The 20,245-nt window shown below is 64.8% G+C and carries 20 protein-coding genes and 1 pseudogene; 8 read left to right on the top strand and 13 right to left on the bottom strand.

Annotated elements, in window-relative coordinates:
- Window positions 1-48: 48 nt before the first annotated feature.
- From mdcE to mdcA, 5 genes are read right to left on the bottom strand one after another with little or no spacing between them, the layout of a single operon-like run.
- Window positions 49-834, bottom strand: a complete 786-nt coding sequence (gene mdcE, locus G7020_RS07525) for a biotin-independent malonate decarboxylase subunit gamma (RefSeq protein ID WP_181083304.1) — start codon at window positions 832-834, stop codon at window positions 49-51.
- Entirely contained in the window at window positions 831-1,697 is an 867-nt protein-coding gene (locus G7020_RS07520; RefSeq protein WP_181083302.1) for a biotin-independent malonate decarboxylase subunit beta, read from the bottom strand. The genes mdcE and G7020_RS07520 overlap by 4 nt, the downstream gene beginning before the upstream one ends.
- Complete coding sequence (locus tag G7020_RS07515; protein ID WP_058077775.1) at window positions 1,690-1,989, bottom strand: malonate decarboxylase subunit delta; 300 nt, start codon at window positions 1,987-1,989, stop codon at window positions 1,690-1,692. The genes G7020_RS07520 and G7020_RS07515 overlap by 8 nt, the downstream gene beginning before the upstream one ends.
- A 2-nt stretch (window positions 1,990-1,991) precedes the next feature.
- A complete protein-coding gene (locus G7020_RS07510; RefSeq protein ID WP_181083300.1) occupies window positions 1,992-2,870 on the bottom strand; it encodes a triphosphoribosyl-dephospho-CoA synthase in 879 nt (292 codons plus the stop codon).
- Window positions 2,870-4,546, bottom strand: coding sequence for a malonate decarboxylase subunit alpha (gene mdcA, locus G7020_RS07505; RefSeq protein ID WP_181083298.1), 1,677 nt, complete (start codon window positions 4,544-4,546; stop codon window positions 2,870-2,872). Before mdcA ends, G7020_RS07510 begins: the two co-directional genes overlap by 1 nt.
- Before the next feature lie 179 nt (window positions 4,547-4,725).
- On the opposite strand from mdcA, the gene G7020_RS07500 reads away from it, so the two are divergent.
- The 5 genes and pseudogenes from G7020_RS07500 to G7020_RS07480 all read left to right on the top strand — a co-directional run bounded on the left by G7020_RS07500 (window position 4,726) and on the right by G7020_RS07480 (window position 8,459).
- Window positions 4,726-5,832 (top strand): DUF1615 domain-containing protein, encoded by a 1,107-nt coding sequence (locus G7020_RS07500; RefSeq protein WP_258189271.1) that lies wholly within the window; start codon window positions 4,726-4,728, stop codon window positions 5,830-5,832.
- A 242-nt stretch (window positions 5,833-6,074) separates the two neighbouring features.
- Window positions 6,075-6,989: pseudogene (dmpG, locus tag G7020_RS07495) on the top strand (4-hydroxy-2-oxovalerate aldolase); the annotation flags it as partial.
- Window positions 6,986-7,780 carry a 2-oxo-3-hexenedioate decarboxylase gene (gene dmpH, locus G7020_RS07490; RefSeq protein WP_181083296.1) on the top strand — a complete coding sequence of 265 codons (795 nt, stop codon included), beginning with the start codon at window positions 6,986-6,988 and terminating at the stop codon, window positions 7,778-7,780. The pseudogene dmpG and the gene dmpH, both read left to right, overlap by 4 nt.
- Window positions 7,777-8,016, top strand: a complete 240-nt coding sequence (locus G7020_RS07485) for a 2-hydroxymuconate tautomerase (RefSeq protein WP_258189275.1) — start codon at window positions 7,777-7,779, stop codon at window positions 8,014-8,016. Before dmpH ends, G7020_RS07485 begins: the two co-directional genes overlap by 4 nt.
- Before the next feature lie 11 nt (window positions 8,017-8,027).
- Complete coding sequence (locus G7020_RS07480) at window positions 8,028-8,459, top strand: GlcG/HbpS family heme-binding protein (protein ID WP_181083292.1); 432 nt, start codon at window positions 8,028-8,030, stop codon at window positions 8,457-8,459.
- Window positions 8,460-8,565: 106 nt separating this feature from the next.
- Here the strand turns inward: G7020_RS07480 and G7020_RS07475 are convergent, their stop codons facing one another.
- Complete coding sequence (locus G7020_RS07475) at window positions 8,566-9,003, bottom strand: VTT domain-containing protein (protein ID WP_181083358.1); 438 nt, start codon at window positions 9,001-9,003, stop codon at window positions 8,566-8,568.
- 55 nt (window positions 9,004-9,058) lie between these two features.
- Between G7020_RS07475 and phnN the strand changes: the two genes are divergently transcribed.
- Entirely contained in the window at window positions 9,059-9,598 is a 540-nt protein-coding gene (gene phnN / locus G7020_RS07470; RefSeq protein ID WP_181083290.1) for a phosphonate metabolism protein/1,5-bisphosphokinase (PRPP-forming) PhnN, read from the top strand.
- A 128-nt stretch (window positions 9,599-9,726) separates the two neighbouring features.
- Here phnN and G7020_RS07465 read toward each other — a convergent pair whose 3' ends face one another.
- The 3 genes from G7020_RS07465 to G7020_RS07455 form a co-directional block, all read right to left on the bottom strand.
- Window positions 9,727-10,329: a DUF924 family protein gene (locus G7020_RS07465; protein WP_181083356.1), complete on the bottom strand. Its 603-nt coding sequence runs from the start codon at window positions 10,327-10,329 to the stop codon at window positions 9,727-9,729.
- A gap of 3 nt (window positions 10,330-10,332) precedes the next feature.
- Window positions 10,333-11,343, bottom strand: a complete 1,011-nt coding sequence (locus G7020_RS07460) for a class 1 fructose-bisphosphatase (protein WP_181083288.1) — start codon at window positions 11,341-11,343, stop codon at window positions 10,333-10,335.
- A gap of 131 nt (window positions 11,344-11,474) precedes the next feature.
- Window positions 11,475-13,940, bottom strand: a complete 2,466-nt coding sequence (locus G7020_RS07455; protein ID WP_181083286.1) for a glycogen/starch/alpha-glucan phosphorylase — start codon at window positions 13,938-13,940, stop codon at window positions 11,475-11,477.
- 158 nt (window positions 13,941-14,098) lie between these two features.
- Between G7020_RS07455 and G7020_RS07450 the strand changes: the two genes are divergently transcribed.
- Both G7020_RS07450 and G7020_RS07445 read left to right on the top strand, forming a co-directional pair.
- Window positions 14,099-14,503: a YkgJ family cysteine cluster protein gene (locus G7020_RS07450; RefSeq protein WP_181083285.1), complete on the top strand. Its 405-nt coding sequence runs from the start codon at window positions 14,099-14,101 to the stop codon at window positions 14,501-14,503.
- 111 nt (window positions 14,504-14,614) lie between these two features.
- A complete protein-coding gene (locus G7020_RS07445) occupies window positions 14,615-15,067 on the top strand; it encodes a thioesterase domain-containing protein (RefSeq protein ID WP_181083284.1) in 453 nt (150 codons plus the stop codon).
- 350 nt (window positions 15,068-15,417) lie between these two features.
- Here G7020_RS07445 and G7020_RS07440 read toward each other — a convergent pair whose 3' ends face one another.
- From G7020_RS07440 to G7020_RS07425, 4 genes are all read right to left on the bottom strand, one after another.
- The gene (locus G7020_RS07440) at window positions 15,418-16,122 is read right to left on the bottom strand and encodes a carbonic anhydrase (protein ID WP_423835582.1); all 705 of its coding nucleotides are present in this window, start codon (window positions 16,120-16,122) and stop codon (window positions 15,418-15,420) included.
- 82 nt (window positions 16,123-16,204) lie between these two features.
- Window positions 16,205-16,642 (bottom strand): CBS domain-containing protein, encoded by a 438-nt coding sequence (locus G7020_RS07435; protein ID WP_181083281.1) that lies wholly within the window; start codon window positions 16,640-16,642, stop codon window positions 16,205-16,207.
- A gap of 158 nt (window positions 16,643-16,800) precedes the next feature.
- Window positions 16,801-18,612, bottom strand: a complete 1,812-nt coding sequence (gene oadA / locus G7020_RS07430; RefSeq protein ID WP_181083279.1) for a sodium-extruding oxaloacetate decarboxylase subunit alpha — start codon at window positions 18,610-18,612, stop codon at window positions 16,801-16,803.
- A 94-nt stretch (window positions 18,613-18,706) separates the two neighbouring features.
- Window positions 18,707-20,122, bottom strand: coding sequence for an acetyl-CoA carboxylase biotin carboxylase subunit (locus tag G7020_RS07425; RefSeq protein ID WP_181083277.1), 1,416 nt, complete (start codon window positions 20,120-20,122; stop codon window positions 18,707-18,709).
- Window positions 20,123-20,245 lie beyond the last annotated feature (123 nt).

The following is a 20,245-nucleotide window of genomic DNA, read 5'->3' as shown; positions in this document are numbered from 1 at the left end:
TCGGGCGTTGGTTGCGGGTGCGTTCGGCGGGTTGCAACCCGCCCTACGTCACCATTGCGCGCGCAATAGCTCCCGGACCCGTGAAGACGCTTCGCGATTCGCCGCTCCGAGGCGTCCGCGCAGGTCGGTGCTGGTGCCGATATCCGCGACGGCTTCCTGCAGGCAGCCATGTACGCACCGCAGGTCATCGCCGGTCGGCTGCTCGATATTGTCCACCGAGAGGGTTTTCCAGAGCAGACCGAGGGTCGCGTAGTTGTCGATGTCGTAGGCCATCGGCGGCACCGATTCGGCCAGCGCCTCCAGTTCCTCGACGCTGCGCAGGGTGATGCGCGCGGCGGCGGCCTTGCCCATGGCGTGCACCATCACTCCCGGATCGCGCAGGGCGATGATCCGCTGGGCCTGGTAGCCATGGGCGAGAAAGGCGCCGGACATGGCCTTGCCCACCAGCAACGCGACCACCGGATGCCCGGCCAGACGCGCGCGGGCATAGCCATCCACCGCGCCGGCCAGCGCCTGGTGGATACCCAGGGCCTCCTCGCGGCGGCCATAGGCCTGGCTCGGCACGTCGACCACAGCGACCAGCACGCGCTTCTCAAGCGTATCGCGGTCGGCCTCGATCACCTCGTCCACGGCCTGGCCCAGGGCCCAGCCTTCGAGCAGGCCGACTTCGCCGTTGCGGGCGCGCGGGAAAGGGCTCTCGGCATCGGGCACCACGGCGATATAGCGCGCAGCACGCTCGCCGAGGGTGCCGTCGACGACCTTGATCGAGGCCGGATACCCCACCAGTGCCTGGCCACCGGCCAAGGCTTGCAACCAGTTCAGTCCACGGCTCATTGGGCATCTCCTTGGTAGAGGGCGCGCACCGCTGCAGCGTCGAGCTGGGTGCGGGTGTCGGCGTCAGCCAGGCGTTGCAGGAACCAGGCATGGCGACTGCTACGCGGCTGCGCCGGCTTGCCCTGAGCGAACAGGCGCTGCAATTCGCTGCGGATGTCGTCGGTGTCGTCGGCGACGTAGCTGTCCGCCAGACCGCTGGCATGGCGCTGTTCGCCGCCGGTCAGGCTCCAGATGAACGGTCGGTTGCTGGCGTCGTATTCATCGATGCCGGCTTCCTGCTCGATCACCTGCGGGCCGTTCAGGCCAAGGCGTGCCTCGCGGGTGACTACGAGATAGCTGCACAGCCCGGCAGCGATGCCCATGCCGCCGAAGCAGCCGACCGAACCTGCCACCACGCCGATCACCGGCTGGTGTTCGCGCAGCTCGACGATGGCCGCCTGGATCTCGGCGATGGCGGCCAGACCCAGGTTGGCCTCCTGCAGGCGCACGCCGCCGGTTTCCAGCAGCAGCACGGCGCGGGTGGGAATGCCGTTGCGGTTGTCCTCGGCGGCCAGCTCCAGGCTGCCTGCGATCTTCGCGCCGCCGACCTCGCCCATGCTGCCGCCCTGGAAGGCACCTTCGATGGCGGCGATCACCGCCGGCTGGCCGTCGATAGTGCCTTTCGCGACCACCACGCCGTCGTCGGCCTGGGTGACGATGCCCTGCTTGGGCAGCCAGGGCGAGGTGACGCGGTCGAACGGATCGAGCAGTTCGCGGAAGCTGCCTGCATCCAGCAGTGCGCGGGCGCGCTCGCGGGCGCCGAGTTCGACGAAGCTGCGCGATTGCAGCAGGCGGGTCACGTTGTTTGCAGAAGCATCAGTCATGGCCGACCTCCTCCAGTCCCTGTTCCAGGCGCAGGCGCACCACGCCGGGGGTCGCGCCGAAGTCGTGGATGTCGATGTTCAGCGCCGGTAGCGTCTGCTCGCGGAACATCCGCTCGAACAGCTGCTGCCAGCGTTGCTCGGCGCCGTTGACCGAGGTGACCACCTGGATCGCCAGCTTGCCGGCCTGACCGGGTTCGAGCAGCACTTCCAGATCGCCCGAGCCGACCACGCCGACCAGGGCCTTGCCGCGGGCGGGTTGCCCGGCGGCGAATTCGAAAGACAGGGTTTCCATGATCAATTGCTCCCAATCGGCGCCGGCGCGGCAGGCGCCAGGCGGTCGAGGAAAAGAGTGGCGGCCAAGAGGTCGGCGGCGCCGCCCGGCGAGGCGTTGAGCGCCAGCATGGCGTGGTCCAGCGCGCGCAGCTGGCGACGCCCGTCGAGGTTGGCAGCGCCACCGGCGGCGAGCACGGCGCGGGCACCGGCCTGCATACGACTCAGGCCATCGAGCCCGGCGCGATGCAGCACGCAGGTGTCGGAAAGCGTGCTCATGATCGCCAGCAGCGCATCGAGCCGGGCGTTCTGCTCGCCGGCACCGGCGCGACGGCTGGCCAGCAGTTGCGGCAGGCCGTGTTCGATGACGGCGGGAAAGCCATGCTGCGCCTGTTCGCGGGCGCCAAGCACACCGTAGCGACGGCAGACCCGCGCGCCGTGGCTGCCCGGGTTGTGCGGTGCGGCGGGATCTTCCAGCCGAGCCAGGGCCGCTGCGGTATTGCTGATCCGTCTAGCGTCGGGCGCATCGGCATCGAGCGCCGCCGCCGCACTGAGCAGCCCCAGCGCCCAGATCGCGCCGCGATGGGTATTCACGCCCTTGGTCACGCGCAGCATTTCCGCTTCCCCGTCACGGCCCAGCCCGCCGAGGATTTCACGCAGCGGCTGGCTGACCTCACCGGCAATCAGCGCCGCATCGGCCATGGCCTTGAAGGTCGGCCACAAGGCAACCGCCGAGGCGTGCATCAGGCTCAGGTGCAGATCGTGGTGCGCACCGTTGCCGCGCCGGTCCACCAGCCCCGGCTTGGGCGACAGATCCGCCTCGTCGATCAACACCTGCACGGCCAGGTCCGCCAGCCGCTCGGCCAGCGATGGCTGCGCCTGTCTTGCTATGAGTGCGCTCATCACCAGCTCCTGAACTTGGCAGGCGGGTTGTAGAGGCCGCCGGACCACTCGACCAGCTCGGCGATGCTCTTGGCGGCCAGCAGCTCGCGGCTGGCATCGTTGCGGCGGATGCCGAGGTCTTCCGGCAGCGCGATCAGCCCTTCGCGGCGCATGCGCTCGGTGTCCTTGGGATCATGGCGCAGGCCGATGCTGGTGACGCCGGCCACCGCGGCGATCATCGCCTGGCGCTCTTCCAGCGAGCGCGCCTTGTACAGGTAGGCGATGCCTTCCTCGGTGAGCAGGTGGGTGACGTCGTCGCCGTAGATCATGATCGGCGCCAGCGGCATGCCGCTCTTCTTCGCCACCTGGACCGCGTCGAGCTGCTCGACGAAGGTGGGCTTGCCGCCTTCCTGGAAGGTCTCGACCATCTGCACCACGAGCTTCTTGCCGCGTTCGAGCAGGGTCACCGGGCCTTCGCCGCCGGGGGTGGCCATGTCCAGCCAGGCCGGAGTCGGATGGCGGCGACCGCGCGGATCGTGGCCCATGTTCGGCGCGCCACCGAAGCCGGCCAGGCGGCCACGGGTGACGGTGGACGAATGCCCGTCGCCATCCACTTGCAGGGTCGCGCCGATGAACAGGTCCACCGCGTACTGCCCGGCCAACTGGCACATCATGCGGTTGGAACGCATCGAGCCGTCGCGCCCGGTGAAGAACACGTCCGGGCGCTGGGCGATGTAGTTCTCCATGCCCAGCTCGGTGCCGAAGCAGTGCACGCTCTCGACCCAGCCGGTCTCGATCGCCGGGATCAGCGTCGGGTGCGGGTTGAGCGTCCAGTTGCGGCAGATCTTGCCTTTCAGGCCCAGGGATTCGCCGTAGGTCGGCAGGATCAGCTCGATGGCGGCGGTGTTGAAGCCGATGCCATGGTTGAGCGACTGCACGTTGTGTTTTTCGTAGATGCCGCGGATCGCCATCATCGCCATCAGCACGTGCACCGGCTTGATGTGGCGCGGATCGCGAGTGAACAGCGGCTCGATGTAGAACGGCTTGTCGGCCTGCACCACGAAGTCGACCCAGCTGGCCGGGATGTCCACGCGCGGCAGGTCGCGCGGGTCGTCGACGATCTGGTTGACCTGGACGATGACGATGCCATCGCTGAAGGCGGTGGGCTCGACCAGGGCCGGGGTGTCCTCGGTGCTCGGGCCGGTGTAGATGTTGCCCTCGCGGTCGGCGGTGAAGCCGGCCACCAGCGCGACATTGGGGATCAGGTCCACCAGCAGGCGCGAATAGAGCTCGATGTAGGTGTGGATGGCGCCGACTTCCAGCAGGCCGTCTTCCAGCAGCTGGCTGATGCGCAGGCTCTGCGGGCCGGCGAAGGAGAAGTCGAGCTTGCGCGCGATCTGCCGTTCGAACAGGTCCAGATGCTCGGCGCGGCTGACGCTGGGCATGATCATGTGCAGGTCGTGCAGCTTGCCGGGATCGACCTGGGCCAGCGAGCGGGAGAGGAAATCCGCCTGCTTCTGGTTGTTGCCTTCGAGCACCACCCGATCGCCTGGGGCGATCAAGGCTTCGAGCGCCGCGACGATCTTGTCGCTGGGCAGGACCACCCCGTCAGCGAGGCTGCGCACCTGATCGAGACGGCGGGCTTTTTCGGCACGACGACGCGACCATTGCGGCGGTGGGGATATTGTTGTTGTCATGACGACTCCACAGGTTTCCGCGATGTGGAGCTCACAGTAGGGAGTGCCCCCAAGGCCATCAATCAAGCTGGAGGGTCAATCATTACGGCTGGAGTAACTATGGATTTCTGGTTTGGCCATCTCGCAACAGCTCCGGTTGTTCCGAGGTCCAACAGGCCAGACGACAGCACGAGGCCTCCATGCTTACTCCAAACCACAGCGCTCGGTGCTGCATGCCGGTTATCGCCGCATTGCTGGTCCTTGCCGGCTGCGCCCGACACGCGCCGGCACCGCAGCCGCATCCGAGCGAGGTTCGCGCGAAGATCGTGCGGCTGATGCCTGCCGAAATTCCCGACCGCAGCGGCTGGGCCAGCGACATTCAGTCGGCCTTCAGCACGCTGGAGATTCCCCCGTCCGATGAAAATCTCTGCGCGGTCCTTGCCGTGACGGTTCAGGAATCGACCTTCCAGGCCGCGCCACCAGTGCCCGGCCTGGCGAAGATCGCTCGCGAGGAAATCCAGCGACGGGCGGATCGCCTGCATGTCCCGCGTTTTCTGGTTGATGCCGCGCTACGTCTGGAATCGTCCGATGGCCAGACCTACGAGCAACGGCTGGCCAGGGTCCGCACCGAGAAGGAGCTGAGTGAGATCTTCGACGACTTCCTCGGCCTGGTGCCCCTGGGCCGGCAGTTGTTCGGCATGCTCAACCCGGTGCGTACCGGCGGGCCGATGCAGGTCAGCATCGCCTTCGCCGAGGCGCGTGCGAGCGATTACCCCTATGCCTACGAAGGCAGCATTCGCGACGAGGTTTTCAGCCGCCGTGGCGGCATGTACTTCGGTATCGCCCATCTGCTGGACTATCCGGCGAACTACAGCCGCCCGCTGTATCGTTTCGCCGACTTCAACGCCGGTTGGTACGCCAGCCGCAACGCCGCCTTCCAGAAAGCGCTCAGCCTGGCATCGGGCATCGACCTGGCGCTGGACGGCGATCTGATCATCCATGGCAGCCGCAAGGCGGGCGCCACGGAGCTGGCGGCCCGTTCGCTGGGCAAGCGTCTGCGCATGAGCGACGCTGCCATCCGCGAGGCACTGGAGCAGGGCGATCGCCTCGAATTCGAGGACACGCGGCTCTATGAACGGGTGTTCGATCTGGCGGAACGAGTCGAAGGCGGGCCACTGCCACGGGAAGCCTTGCCGGGCATCAAACTGCAAAGCCCGAAGATCACCCGCAACCTCACCACCGCCTGGTTCGCCAAGCGCGTCGACGAGCGCCATCAACGCTGCATGCTGCGCGCCTCGCAGCCTTGAGCGAGCCCTGCCGCAGTACCTGGTGCTCGCTTTCCAGAGTCCGGCCTCGACAGCCACGGAAAACAAAAAAATGCCGTTGCGTCAGTGACTGACTCTCGTCAGGCTGCCGGGCGATTCATGAAAGGACTGCTACCAGGAGATCGATAGCAAACCAGAAGGTCCTCCATCAATCTGAACGAGAAAGCCTTTACGTTTAACCTAACGCCCCGCTCGAAGGTCATCAGTTCATCTGCGCGAGCAAGGCCCGCGTCGACTCCATCGAGGTGACCCACGGCGACGGTCTGCAGGGTTCCAGCTTCAACTACGGTTTCGGTGCGCACAGCGACCTTGAGTGGATCGAGGCCGCCGCCGATGTGATCCAGCACGCCAGGATCACCGTGCTGCTGTTGCCCGGCATCGGCACCGTACATGACCTGAAAGCGGCCTATGACGCTGGCGCGCGATCGGTGCGCGTGGCCACCCACTGCACCGAGGCGGACGTATCGAAGCAGCACATCGAATACGCCCGTGAGCTGGGCATGGACACCGTCGGCTTTCTGATGATGAGCCACATGATTCCGGCCGACCAACTGGCGGCGCAGGGCAAGCTGATGGAGAGCTACGGCGCACAGTGCATCTACATGGCCGATTCCGGTGGCGCGATGAACATGAATGACATCCGCGACAGGATGCGCGCGTTCAAGGCCGTGCTGAATCCGCAGACCCAGACCGGCATGCACGCCCACCACAACCTCAGCCTCGGCGTGGCCAACTCCATCGTCGCGGTGGAAGAAGGCTGCGACCGCATCGACGCCAGCCTCGCCGGCATGGGCGCCGGCGCCGGCAATGCGCCGCTGGAAGTCTTTATCGCCGCCGCCGAGCGCCTCGGCTGGGACCATGGCACTGATCTCTACACGCTGATGGACGCTGCCGACGATATCGTCCGACCGTTGCAGGACCGTCCGGTGCGCGTCGATCGCGAAACCCTCGGCCTCGGCTATGCCGGCGTCTATTCCAGCTTCCTGCGTCACGCCGAAGTGGCCGCCGAAAAGTACGGCCTGAAGACGCTGGACATTCTCGTAGAACTGGGCAAACGCCGCATGGTCGGCGGCCAGGAAGACATGATCGTCGACGTCGCCCTCGACCTGCTGGCAGCCCGCAAGGAGCAACACGCATGAAACGTACCCTGAATCCCGAACAGGTGCTGGCATTGGCCGAGCACGTGGAAAACGCCGAACTGCAGGCTCATGACATTCACAAGGTCACCAACGACTATCCGGAAATGACCTTCGCCGATGCCTACGACATCCAGTGGGAAATCCGCCGGCGCAAGCAAGCCCGTGGCAACAAGATCGTAGGCCTGAAGATGGGCCTGACCTCCTGGGCGAAGATGGCCCAGATGGGCGTGGAAACACCGATCTATGGCTTTCTGGCCGATTATTTCAGTGTGCCGGACGGCGGCACCGTGGACTGCTCGAAGCTGATCCACCCGAAAATCGAGGCGGAAATCTCGGTCGTCACCAAGGCGCCGCTGACCGGGCCGGGCTGCCATATCGGCGATGTCATCGCGGCAATCGACTATGTGATCCCGACCATCGAGGTCATCGATTCGCGCTACGAGAACTTCAAGTTCGACCTGACCAGCGTGGTGGCCGACAACGCTTCCTCGACCCGCTTCGTCACCGGCGGGCGCATGGCCAGCCTCGAGGACGTCGACCTGCGCACCCTTGGCGTGGTGATGGAGAAGAACGGCGAGGTGGTGGAAGTCGGCGCCGGCGCCGCGGTGCTCGGCCACCCGTTGTCCAGCGTGGCGATGCTGGCCAACCTGCTGGCCGAACGCGGCGAACATATCCCGGCTGGCACCTTCATCATGACCGGCGGCATCACCGCCGCCGTGGCGGTGGCGCCGGGCGACAACATCTGCGTGCGTTACCAGGGATTGGGCAGCGTGTCCGCCCGTTTCATCTGAGCCCATGGCCGCCTCATGGGGCGGCCTTTTCCCGAGGAGCGACCATGCCCATTGCCCAGATACACATTCTCGAAGGCCGCAGCGACACGCAGAAGGAAACCCTTATCCGCGAGGTCAGCGAGGCGATTTCACGCTCGCTGGACGCACCGCTGGCCAACGTGCGGGTAATCATCACCGAGATGCCGAAGAACCATTTCGGCATTGGCGGCGAACCGGCCAGCAAGGTCAGGCGCTGAGAGATCAAGCCATGAACATCCAGTTCGTCGAACCCGACCTGCACTGGCAGGCCGCCCAGCACGCCGTCAATGCTGCTGTTGCCCATGCCTGCGAGCTGGGTATTCGCATTCATGTGGCGGTGGTCGATCACGCCGGGCACACCCTGGCCTACCTGCGCATGAACGGCGCCTTCCTGCATTCCGAAGGCATCGCCGTGGACAAGGCCTATACCGCCGCCAGCTTCGGCTTTCCGACCCGTGACTGGCTGGACGTACTCGGCGACAACCCCCGGCTGCGCATCGGCCTGCCGGCCCGCGACCGGCTGGTGGTATTCGGCGGCGGCCTGCCGATCCTGGTCGATGGCATGCGCATCGGCGGCATCGGCGTTTCCGGCGGTTCGGAAGAACAGGACGAGGCCTGCGCCAAGGCCGGGCTCGCGGCGCTGTTCAGCGAAGAGACCTAGAGCTCAAAAAGTTACGGATGACTGCCTACTGGCGGCCCATTCAGGCGCGATGGCCGAACAGGTTCGGCCCTACGGTTGCCCACCATCCGGGCAGTCTCGGCAAGGCTCACAACCCACCCAGCGTCACCGCCGCCAGCACCAGATAGCGCGCGCCCTTGGCCAGAGTCACCAGCAGGAGGAAACTCCACAGGGGTTCGCGCAGCATGCCGGCGACCAGAGTCAACGGGTCACCAATGATCGGCACCCAGCTCAGCAACAGTGACCAGCGCCCGTAGCGGTGGTAGCTTCGTCGGGCTTTTTCCAGCTGCTGCGGGCTCGCCGGGAACCAGCGCTTGTGACGCAGGCGTTCGATGGAGCGCCCCAGCAGCCAGTTGACGAGCGAGCCCAGCACATTGCCCAGCGTGGCCACCAGCAGCAGGATCGCGACGGAGAAGTTTTCGCTGAGCAACAGCCCGACCAGCAACGCCTCGGACTGTGCCGGCAGCAGCGTGGCGGCGGCGAAGGCGGCCATGAACAGGCCCAGGTAGGCGGAAAGGTCGAGCACGTTTTTTACCGTTCGGTTGCCAGCGGCGCGGGCGGCAAAGTACCAGAGGAATTGCATGAAAGGCAGGTTGATCTATCTCATCGGTCCTTCCGGTTCGGGCAAGGACAGCCTGCTCGATGCCGCACGCGAGCGCCTGGCCGCGCGTGGCGTGCGCATTGCCCGGCGGGTCATCACCCGTTCGGCCCAATCGCTTGGCGAGGACGCGCAGGCGGTAAGCGAAGACGCGTTCGAGCGCCTCGAGGCCAGCGGCGCCTTCGCCATGAGCTGGCGGGCCAACGGCCTGGCCTATGGCATTCCGTTGCAGATCGAGCAGTGGCTGGCCGAAGGCAGCGCTGTCGTGGTCAACGGCTCGCGTGGCTACCTGCCCCAGGCGCGCCTGCGCTATCCCGATCTGCTCGTGGTGCTGCTGAGCGTCAGGCCCGAGGTGCTGCGCCAGCGTCTGCTGGCGCGCAAGCGCGAAACGGTCGCACAGATCGAGCAGCGCCTGGCGCGCAATGCCCGCTTTGAAAGCGCGGCGAACGACCTGCATCTGCTGGACAACTCCGGCGATCTCGAACTGACGGCACAGAAGTTTCTGCACATCCTTGAGGTATGAGGCTCGGATTGTCGTAGGTCGTGTTAGCCGAAGGCGTAACCCGACATCCCAAGAGCCTTATCCGGGCATGACAGTCCGCCCCCATACGTAGTTCCTCACGCCCGGAACGGCTAACCGGGCATAGCCTTTCAGAACCCGGAACCCGGTCGCGCAAGATAATCCTCCTCGGCTGCGCTCGACACGCGGCCAAGGATCGCATTGCGGTGGGGGAAGCGGCCAAAACGAGCGATCACGTCGCGATGACGTTCGGCGAAGTCGAAAAACTCATCGAAAGCGGGCCGTTCTTCTGTGGCAGCCATGTCGCGCAGCGCCATGAACTGAGCCACGGCCAAATCCTGATCGGCCAGGTTCTCGGCATGCTCCAGCACCAGATAGATAAACACCCGCTCCAAGGGCGCGAGCAATCTGTCGCGTCCCTGCGCCATGCCGTCGCTGACCTGTTGTCGGGCACGCGCATCGCCGGCAAATGCCCGTGGCGTGCCACGATGGAGCATTCGCGGCAGCTGGTCGAGCAGCAGAATCAGCGCCAGCCAACCCTGCTCGGAATCAGTCCACTCCTGCAGGCCATCGGCGAGCGCCTGTTCGCACAGATCGCCGAAACGCTCACGCGCTTCGCGGTCCTGCTCCGGTTTGTAGCCAAACCACAGCCGATGTTTTTCGTTGACGATCTGTTGCGCCGTGCGGCCCTGGCCAAACCACCAGTCCAGCAAGTCCTGCCACGGCGCGCGCATCATTCAGCCCTTGTGATAGCCGGTGACACGCTCGACTTCTTCCGGCGAGCCGAGGAACACCGGCACGCGCTGGTGCAGGGACGTCGGCTGGATGTCGAGAATGCGCTGCTGGCCATTGGTGGCAGCGCCGCCGGCCTGTTCGATGATGAAGGACATGGGATTGGCCTCGTACATCAGGCGCAGCTTGCCGGGCTTCTCCGGCTCACGCGCGTCCCAGGGGTACATGAACAGACCGCCACGGGTGAGGATGCGATGCACGTCGGCCACCATCGAGGCGATCCAGCGCATGTTGTAGTTCTTGCCCAGCGGGCCTTCCTCTCCGGCCAGCAGTTCGCTGACATAGCGCTTGACCGGCTCGTCCCAGTGGCGCTGGTTGGACATGTTGATGGCGAACTCGGCGGTGCTGTGCGGCACCCGGATGTTCTCGTGGGTGAGCACGAAGCTGCCCAGCTCGCGATCCAGGGTGAAGCCCATCACGCCGTTGCCCAGGGTCAGCATCAGCATGGTCTGCGGGCCGTAGATGGCATAGCCGGCGGCGACCTGCCTGGTGCCTGGCTGAAGGAACGCCTCTTCGCCGAGGGCATCGTTCTGGGTGAAACATTCGCCAGGGCAACGCAGCACCGAGAAGATGGTGCCGACCGACACGTTCACGTCGATGTTGGATGAGCCATCCAGCGGGTCGAATACCAGCAGATAGGCACCCTTGGGGTACTTGCCGGGAATCTGGTAGGCATTGTCCATTTCCTCGGAGGCCATGCCGGCCAGGTGGCCGCCCCATTCGTTGGCTTCGAGCAGGATCTCGTTGGACAGCACGTCCAGTTTCTTCTGTACCTCGCCCTGAATATTTTCACTGTCGGCGCTGCCAAGCACGCCGCCCAGCGCGCCCTTGGATACCGCGTAGCTGATTTCCTTGCACGCCCGCGCCACGACCTCGATGAGGAAGCGCAAATCCGCAGGGGTGTTGTTGCTGCGAGTCTGCTCGATCAGGTAGCGGCTCAGGGTTACGCGTGACATGGAATGACTCCGGGAGAGGGGAAAACCCGCGCAGTTTAGCAGGGCACGGGGCTACTAATCTCCCTCAGACCGACCATGGTCTGCAGGAGTTCAGCGAAACGGTGAATGACCACTCGCCGGGCGGTGGCGCATTACCCGGCCTGCATCACCTTCCAGATATCCTCGGCGTATTCGCGGATGGTCCGGTCCGAGGAGAACCAGCCGGTGCGCGCGGTATTGAGCACGGCGGAGCGCCACCAGCTGTCGGGGTCGCGCCAGCGTGCCTCGACGTCCAGCTGCGCCTGCCAGTAGGCTTCGAAGTCGGCACAGACCATGAAGGTATCCTGCCACTTGAGACCGTCGATAAGCGCCGTGTAGCGGCCCGGGTCCTCGGCGGAGAAGGCGCCGTCGCGAATCGCCAGCAGCACCTCGCTGAGCCGTGGCGAGCCGAAGATGGTCGCCTCGGCGCTGTACTCGCCGGCCTGCTTGCGCGCTTCCACCTCCTGCGCGGTCAGGCCGAAGATGAACATGTGCTCCAGGCCGATCTGCTCGCTCATTTCCACATTGGCGCCATCCAGGGTGCCGATGGTCAGCGCGCCGTTGAGGGCGAACTTCATGTTGCTGGTGCCCGAGGCCTCCAGCCCGGCGGTGGATATCTGCTCGGAAAGGTCTGCCGCGGGGATGATGCGCTCGGCCAGACTGACGTTGTAGTTGGGCAGAAAGACCACCTTGAGCAGGCCGCGCACGGTCGGATCGTCGTTGATGGTGCGGGCGATGTCGTTGGTCAGCTTGATGATCATCTTGGCAGTGTGATAACTGGCCGCCGCCTTGCCGGCGAAGATCTTCACGCGTGGCACCCAGTCGCCGCCCGGATCGGAACGAATCGCCTGGTACAGCGCCACGGTATGCAGCAGGTTGAGCAGCTGCCGTTTGTATTCGTGGATGCGCTTGACGTGAACGTCGAACAAGGCCGTGGGATCGACGCAGATGCCCAGGCTTTCCTGGATCATGTGTGCCAGCAGCTGCTTGTTGGCCAGGCGCTGGGCGGCGAAGCGTGCGCGGAACTGCGCCTGTTCGGCAAAGGGTTCCAGCCTGGGTAGCAGGGCTTGTGGTGCATCGAGCAGGGCGCTGCCCAGGTGCTCGACCAGCAGGCTCGTCAGCTGCGGGTTGGACTGGTACAGCCAGCGGCGAAAGGTGATGCCGTTGGTCTTGTTGCTGATGCGCTCGGGGTACAGCCGATGCAGGTCGGTGAACACCGTTTCGCGCATCAGCTGGGTATGCAGCGCCGAGACGCCATTGACGCAGTGCGAGCCGAGAAACGCCAGGTTACCCATGCGCACCCGGCGCCCATTGCCTTCCTCGATCAGCGACACCGAGCGCAGCAGTTCGAGATTTTGAATGCCGCGCTCGCGCAAGGCATCCAGATGCTGCGCGTTGATCAGGTAGATGATCTGCATGTGGCGCGGCAGCAACCGCTCCATCAGGCCCACCGGCCAGGTTTCCAGGGCTTCGGGCAGCAGCGTGTGGTTGGTATAGGACAGGGTCGCGACCGTGAGCTCCCAGGCCTTGTCCCAGGGGATGTCCTGCACATCCACCAGCAGCCGCATCAGCTCCGCCACGGCGATGGCCGGGTGGGTGTCGTTGAGCTGGATGGCGGCGAATTCCGGCAGGTTCAGCAAGGTGCCGCGCTGATCCAGATGCCGGCGCAACAGGTCCTGCAGCGACGCCGCAACGAAGAAGTATTCCTGGCGCAGGCGCAGCTCCTGGCCGGCTTCGGTGCTGTCGGCGGGATAGAGCACCCGCGAGATGCTTTCGGCACGGGCGCCTTCGGCCACCGCACCGACATGGTCGCCGGCATTGAAGCGCTCCAGATGGAAATCCGCCTCGGCACGGGCGCGCCACAGCCTCAGCGTGTTGACGCTGGCCCCGCGCCAGCCCACCACCGGCGTGTCGTAGGCAATGGCGCGCACACCTTCGGCCCAGTGCCAGAAATGCTTGGGCTCCTTGCCGGGGGCTTCGGCGGGCAACGCCATGACGCTGCCGCCGAAGCCGATCAGGTAGCTGACTTCGGGCCGCTCGAACTCCCAGGGATTGCCGAAATTGAGCCAGGTCTCGGTCTGCTCGTGCTGCCAGCCATCGACGATGGCCTGGCGGAACAGGCCGTGATCGTAACGAATACCGTAGCCATGGGCGGCGATGCCCAGCGTGGCCATGCTTTCCATGAAGCAGGCGGCCAGCCGCCCCAGGCCGCCATTGCCCAACGCCGCATCCGGCTCGGTCAGGCGAATGCGCTCGAAATCGACATCGATCCCGGCCAGCGCCTGGCGGGCGGTTTCCAGCAGCCCGAGGTTGCTCAGGCTGTCGATGAGCAGCCGGCCAATCAGGAATTCCAGGGAGAGGTAATAGACGCGCTTCTTGCCCTGGCGATAGCTCTCGCGGGTGCGGTCCATCCACTGATCGATCATGCGGTCGCGGGTGGCCAGCGCCACCGCCTCGAACCAGTCGTGATCGGAGGCATGCTCGGGGTCCTTGCCGATGGAATAGGTCAGCTTGGCGAGAATGGTGGTGCGGAAGGCTTCGACTTCATCGGCGGAGGGTGCGTGCGATTGTTGCGTCATGGACGGGCCTCGTAGCGCTGCGCGAATGGCAATGTGAGAGGTTTGCAGGTTTGACCCGGCTGCGGGTAACCATCTGTCGGGGTTCGACTCGTCGGTTTCACTGGAAATTCCACCCCGCCCCGTTATGATCGCGCGCCCTCATTACCGAATTGCGCACCGTGAAGACCCGACTGATCGCTTCTGCCGACCCCGACCGCCTGGAAACCTGGGCGCGCTACAGCAACGGTCTGTGCCGCGACTGTCGTGCCACCTGCTGCACGCTGCCGGTGGAGGTGCGCATCGACGACCTGATCCGCCTGGAACTGGTCGACGCCTTCGAGCGGGAAGAGCCGGCGAAGAACATCGCCAGGCGTCTGAGCAAGGCCGGTATCGTCGAGCATTTCAACCAGAAGCACGGCGTCTTCACCCTCACCCGTCTGGCCAACGGCGACTGCCTCTATCTCGACCGGCAGACGCGCCTGTGCACGGTCTACGCCAGGCGTCCGGATACCTGTCGCAACCACCCCGGAATCGGCCCCAGGCCCGGTTACTGCGCCTATCAGCAGAAAACCGTCGCACGCTGATAGACGGCCTCGGGAAGGCTCGGCAAAAGGCGACGGACACTGGCAATATCGTGACTCAGCAGTCATGCTTTACGTCTGCCTGTATCTGCAACGTTTAGGAACCCGCCCGGCATGAGTCGCGACAGCCGCTATCTGGAAGACCTTCTGCACCACGACATCCCGTTGACGCGCGCGCTGGGGCTGCGTGTCGAGCAATGGGAAAATCACGAATTGCGTGTGAAGGTGCCGCTGCAAGCGAACATCAATCACAAGAGCAGCATGTTCGGTGGCAGCCTCTACTGCGCCTCGGTGCTGGCTGGCTGGGGCTGGCTGCACCTGCGCCTGCGCGAGGCCGGTATCGAAGACGGGCATATCGTCATCCACGAAGGGCAGATCGATTACCCGCTGCCGGTGGTCGACGATGCCACGGCGGTTTGCTCGGCCCCTGACGACAGCGCGTGGGAGCGCTTCGAAACCATCTACCGCCGCCGTGGCCGTTCGCGCCTGACGCTGCACAGCCGCATCCTGACCGCCGATGGCCGCGAAGCCGTGCGCTTCACCGGGCAGTTCGTGCTGCACAAGTAGGCTGTACCCGACGAGGCTTCAGAGCGAAGCCTCGCTCTTCACTCCGCCACGACCGTGCGAACCGGTCCGCGAGCTTTTCAGCGGCCTGCAAGTTCCCCAAGTTCCCATTGCCCCGCACCCACAGTGCGCAGGGCCGCATTCATTCGGTCAACGGAGCCGCCAAAGGCCGAACAAGTTCGGCCCTACGGAATCGCAGCGAACATGATTTTCGCGGGGATTGCCCGCGAGATTCTCAGTGTGCCTCGAAAGCTCGCGGACCAGTTCGCTCCCACAGGACCGGTATGCACACGGCCATCGTGGGAGGGGCCTTGGCCGCGAAGGGAACCACGGCGATGGCAACGCAGTGCCCTTCAGACGTAGCGCGACTTGGGCGTGGCCATCGGCAAGGGGCCATCGCCGATCAGGCGGAACTCGCCACGCGCCGCATCGTAGGCGCGAATTTCACTGGTGCCGATGTTGTAGAGCCAGCCGTGAATGAACAGCTGCCCACTGGCCAGGCGTGCCGCCACCGAGGGGTGGGTACGCAGGTGTTCGAGCTGCGCCAGCACATTTTCCTCGGTGAGAATGCGCAAGGTGCTCTCATCGGCACAACCGCAGTTTTCCTCCACCACGGTACGGGCCACCTCGGCATGGCGCAGCCAGCTCCTGACCGTGGGCATGCGCTCCAGACTGGACGGGTCGAGCACCGCCTTCATCGCACCGCAATCGGAATGCCCGCAGACGATGATGTGCTTGACCCCCAGCGCCATCACGGCGAACTCGATGGCCGTCGAGACGCCCCCGTTCATCTGGCCGTAGGGCGGCACGATATTGCCGACGTTGCGGGTCACGAACAGGTCGCCCGGCGAGCTCTGGGTGATCAGTTCCGGCAGGATTCGCGAATCCGCACAGGTGATGAACATCGCCCGCGGCGTCTGTTCGTTGGCCAGCTTGGCGAACAGCTCGCGCTGCTGCGGATAGACATCCTCGCGAAAGCGCATGACGCCCGCGACCAGGTTGTCGAGCGCTTCCTGCGCGGTTTCATTAGGCGTGTCTTCGAGGCACATGTTCGACATCTCTTCTGATGGGTTGCCCCGCCCCGGCGCGGCAGGCGAGCGGTTACCGGCTGGCGCTTGAACGCTCAGGGTGCGGGTGTGGTTATTCGCCGCGAATGTACTGTTCGAGATGCTGGATCAGGCTTTCTTTCTCGGCGACCAGTTCCTTGACCACGTCACCGATGGAGAGCATGCCGACCAGCTTGCCCGCATCCAGTACCGGCAGGTGGCGCAGGTGCCGATCGGTCATCAGCTGCATGCACTCCTCCAGTCCCTGATGAGGTTCGATAGTCACCAGGCTGGACGTCATGATGGCGCTCACCGGCGTGGCGAACGACGAACGCCCTTTGAGCACGCACTTTCGCGCATAGTCGCGCTCACTGACGATACCCACCAGCTGACCATCGTCGCCGACTACCGGCAGGGCGCCGACGTTCTTTTGCGCCAGTATCTGCAGCGCATCGAGCACGCTGTCGGTCGCTGCGATGGTGTGTACGTTCGAGTCCGACTTTGCGTTGACGACCTGGCCAACCGTTTTCATCGTTTCATCTCCTCCATGCCAGCCCCTGCCGGGCGGGCTCTAGCATCATCCGTGATCACGAGGCAGTAAAGCGTTTTCCACATCGGTCGGCGCCGGGTCTGTATCCGGCTGCTACAGGCGGCAAAGGGATGCCACGTCCCTGCCGACACACCCGGATGTCAGACGATTTCGATCAGCAGGTCGCCAGGCGTTACGCGGTCGCCCTTGGCGACGTGAACGGCCTTCACCGTGCCGGCAATGGGTGCCTGGATCTCGGTTTCCATTTTCATCGCCTCGCTGATCAGCACCGGCTGTCCTGCCTTGACCACATCACCCTCCTTGACCAGCACATCGACGACATTGCCCGGCATGCTGGTGCTGACATCGCCCGGCGCGCTGGCCTGCTTGCGCTTGCCGCCGCCCTCGCCGACGAAGTTGTTCAGCGGCTCGAACACCACCTCTTCCGGCATGCCGTCGATGGAAAGGAAGAAGTGACGCTTGCCCTCGCCCTTGACGCCGACACCGGTGATATCGACGCGGTAGCTCTCGCCGTGCACATCAATGACGAACTCGGTCGGCACACCCTCGTCTGCTGGAGAACTCACACCACTGCCATCGGGAATCGGCAGCAGCACTTCCGGAGCCAGGGTGCCGGCGGCGCGCTCTTCGAGGAACTTGCGTCCGATATCCGGGAACATGGCGTAGGTCAGCACATCTTCCTCGGTCTGCGCCAGTTGGCCGACCTCACCGCGCAGGCGCTCCATTTCCGGTTTGAGCAGGTCCGCCGGACGGCAGACGATGACGTCCTCATGGCCGATGGCCTGGAAGCGCAACCGCTCGCACACGTCGCCCGGAGCCTTGCCGTAACGGCCCTGCAGGTACAGCTTCACCTCGTTGGTGATGGTCTTGTAGCGCTCGCCGGCCAGCACGTTGAAGAACGCCTGGGTGCCGACGATCTGCGAAGTGGGCGTGACCAGCGGCGGGTAGCCGAGGTCCTCGCGCACCCTGGGGATTTCCGCCAGCACTTCATCCATGCGGTGCAGGGCGCCCTGCTCCTTGAGCTGGTTGGCCAGGTTGGAAATCATCCCGCCGGGCACCTGGTTGACCTGCACGCGGGTATCCACGCCGGTGAACTCGCTCTCGAACTGGTGGTACTTCTTGCGCACAGCGTAGAAGTACAGGCCGATTTCCTGGATCAGTTTCAGGTCCAGCCCGGTGTCGTATTCGCTGCCCTTGAGCGCGGCGACCATGGACTCGGTACCCGGATGGCTGGTGCCCCAGGCCATGCTGGAAATGGCGGTGTCGATGCGGTCAGCGCCGTTCTCGATGGCCTTGAGCTGACACATGCTGGCCACGCCAGCGGTGTCGTGGGAATGCACCACCACGTCCAGTTGCGGCAACGCATCCTTGAGCGCCTTGACCAGCGCGCCGGTGGCGTAGGGCGTGAGCAGGCCGGCCATGTCCTTGATGGCGATGGAGTCCACACCCATGTCGGCCATGGCCTGGGCCTGGGCGACGAAGGCCTCGGTGGTGTGCACCGGGCTGGTGGTGTAGCAGATCGTGCCCTGGGCATGCTTGCCGCTTTTCTTCACGGCGCGGATGGCGGTTTCCAGGTTACGCACGTCGTTCATCGCGTCGAAGATGCGGAACACGTCGATGCCGTTCTCGGCGGCCTTGGCAACGAAGGCTTCCACCACGTCGTCGCTGTAGTGGCGGTAGCCCAACAGGTTCTGCCCGCGCAGGAGCATCTGCAGGCGGGTATTGGGCAGCGCGGCACGCAGCTGGCGCAGACGCTCCCACGGGTCTTCCTTGAGGAAGCGCACGCAGGCGTCGAAGGTGGCGCCGCCCCAGACTTCCAGCGACCAGTAGCCGACGCGATCGAGTTTTTCGCAGATCGGCAGCATGTCTTCGGTGCGCATGCGGGTGGCCAGCAGGGACTGGTGGGCGTCGCGCAGGATGGTGTCAGTAACGGTGATCTTCTTGTAGCTCATGTTCTTCTCCTCGCTGGAGGCTAGAGGCTGAAGGCTGGACGAGGCACGAGGCTGTCGTTCAGCCTTTAGCTTTCCAGCCTCCCGCGGCTGTTCTTTACAGGCCGGCGTGGGCGGCGATGGCGGCGGCGATGGCCAGGGCCAGCTCGCCCGGCTTGCGCTTGATCGAGTAGTTCAGCAGTTCGGGGTGGTTGTCCACGAAGCTGGTGTTGAAGTTGCCACTGCGGAATTCCGGGTTGGCGAGGATCTGCTGGTAATAGGTCGCCGTGGTCTTCACGCCCTGCACGCGCATGTCGTCCAGCGCACGCGAACCGCGGGCAATGGCTTCTTCCCAGGTCAGCGCCCAGACGATCAGTTTCAGGCACATGGAGTCGTAGAACGGCGGGATGGTGTAGCCGGTGTAGATCGCGGTATCGGTACGCACACCGGGGCCGCCGGGGGCGTAGTAGCGGGTGATCTTGCCGAAGTTGGGCAAAAAGTTGTTGCGCGGCTCCTCGGCATTGATGCGGAACTGGATGGCGAAGCCGCGGTACTGGATGTCTTCCTGCTTGACCGAGAGCGGCAGGCCCGAGGCGATGCGGATCTGCTCGCGGACGATGTCGATGCCGGTGATTTCCTCGGTGATGGTGTGCTCCACCTGCACGCGGGTGTTCATCTCCATGAAGTACACCTCGCCATCGGCGAGCAGGAACTCCACGGTGCCGGCGTTCTCGTAGCCGACGGCCTTGGCGGCGCGCACCGCCAGATCGCCGATGTAGGCGCGCTGTTCGGGAGTGAGTTGCGGGCTGGGAGCGATCTCGATGAGCTTCTGGTTGCGCCGCTGGATCGAACAGTCGCGCTCGAACAGGTGCACGGTATTGCCGAAGGAATCGGCCAGCACCTGCGCCTCGATGTGCCTGGGCTCGACGATGCATTTTTCCAGGAAGACATCCGCAGAACCAAAGGCCTTGGTCGCCTCGGAGATTACCCGTGGATAGGCATGCCGCAGTTCCTCGGCAGTATTGCAGCGGCGAATGCCGCGCCCGCCGCCGCCGGAAGTGGCCTTGAGCATCACCGGATAACCCAGGCGTCCGGCCTCGCGCAGTGCTTCGTCGAGGTCGACGACATTGCCCTCGGTACCGGGCGTGACCGGCACGCCGGCCTTGATCATGCTGCGCCGCGCCTCGGTCTTGTCGCCCATGCGGCGAATCACTTCCGCACTCGGGCCGACGAACCTGATACCGCGCTCGGCGCAGATTTCCGCCAGTTCAGGGTTTTCGGACAGAAAGCCGTAGCCGGGATGCAGCGCATCGCAACCGGTTTCCACCGCCAGGTTGACCAGTTTGCGCGGGTTCAGATACCCGGCCAGCGGATCTTCACCAATGAAATAGGCCTCGTCGGCACGCTTGACGTGCAGCGCATGACGGTCGGCCTCGGAGAATACCGCCACCGAACGAACGCCCATTTCGGCGCAGGCCCGCACGATGCGAACGGCGATTTCACCGCGGTTGGCGATCAGCAGCTTCTTGATCACTGTCTTCCCTCGGATCGATGAGCGAACGACCCGAGCGACGGGCCGATGACCGCTCGCCTTGGCAAGCGAGCGTTTTTCACCCTACGCCCATAAAGGGGATTACCGAAAATGAATAATTGTTTG

It is taken from the genome of Stutzerimonas stutzeri, from assembly GCF_013522825.1.
GTDB classification, from domain to species: domain Bacteria; phylum Pseudomonadota; class Gammaproteobacteria; order Pseudomonadales; family Pseudomonadaceae; genus Stutzerimonas; species Stutzerimonas stutzeri_AK.
Note: the sequence above shows the minus strand (reverse complement) of the source record. Positions and strands in the feature narration are given on the sequence as shown.

Bases quoted from the DNA above. Each gene is read 5' to 3' on its own strand.
- dmpH (WP_181083296.1), top strand. From the start codon at position 6,986: ATGAAACGTACCCTGAATCCCGAACAGGTGCTGGCATTGGCCGAGCAC.
- oadA (WP_181083279.1), bottom strand. From the start codon at position 18,612: ATGAGCTACAAGAAGATCACCGTTACTGACACCATCCTGCGCGACGCC.
- G7020_RS07465 (WP_181083356.1), bottom strand. From the start codon at position 10,329: ATGCGCGCGCCGTGGCAGGACTTGCTGGACTGGTGGTTTGGCCAGGGC.
- mdcE (WP_181083304.1), bottom strand. From the start codon at position 834: ATGAGCCGTGGACTGAACTGGTTGCAAGCCTTGGCCGGTGGCCAGGCA.
- G7020_RS07520 (WP_181083302.1), bottom strand. From the start codon at position 1,697: ATGACTGATGCTTCTGCAAACAACGTGACCCGCCTGCTGCAATCGCGC.
- G7020_RS07460 (WP_181083288.1), bottom strand. From the start codon at position 11,343: ATGTCACGCGTAACCCTGAGCCGCTACCTGATCGAGCAGACTCGCAGC.
- G7020_RS07515 (WP_058077775.1), bottom strand. From the start codon at position 1,989: ATGGAAACCCTGTCTTTCGAATTCGCCGCCGGGCAACCCGCCCGCGGC.
- G7020_RS07445 (WP_181083284.1), top strand. From the start codon at position 14,615: ATGAGTCGCGACAGCCGCTATCTGGAAGACCTTCTGCACCACGACATC.
- G7020_RS07440 (WP_423835582.1), bottom strand. From the start codon at position 16,122: ATGTCGAACATGTGCCTCGAAGACACGCCTAATGAAACCGCGCAGGAA.
- G7020_RS07510 (WP_181083300.1), bottom strand. From the start codon at position 2,870: ATGAGCGCACTCATAGCAAGACAGGCGCAGCCATCGCTGGCCGAGCGG.
- phnN (WP_181083290.1), top strand. From the start codon at position 9,059: ATGAAAGGCAGGTTGATCTATCTCATCGGTCCTTCCGGTTCGGGCAAG.
- G7020_RS07435 (WP_181083281.1), bottom strand. From the start codon at position 16,642: ATGAAAACGGTTGGCCAGGTCGTCAACGCAAAGTCGGACTCGAACGTA.
- G7020_RS07480 (WP_181083292.1), top strand. From the start codon at position 8,028: ATGAACATCCAGTTCGTCGAACCCGACCTGCACTGGCAGGCCGCCCAG.
- G7020_RS07500 (WP_258189271.1), top strand. From the start codon at position 4,726: ATGCTTACTCCAAACCACAGCGCTCGGTGCTGCATGCCGGTTATCGCC.
- G7020_RS07455 (WP_181083286.1), bottom strand. From the start codon at position 13,940: ATGACGCAACAATCGCACGCACCCTCCGCCGATGAAGTCGAAGCCTTC.
- mdcA (WP_181083298.1), bottom strand. From the start codon at position 4,546: ATGACAACAACAATATCCCCACCGCCGCAATGGTCGCGTCGTCGTGCC.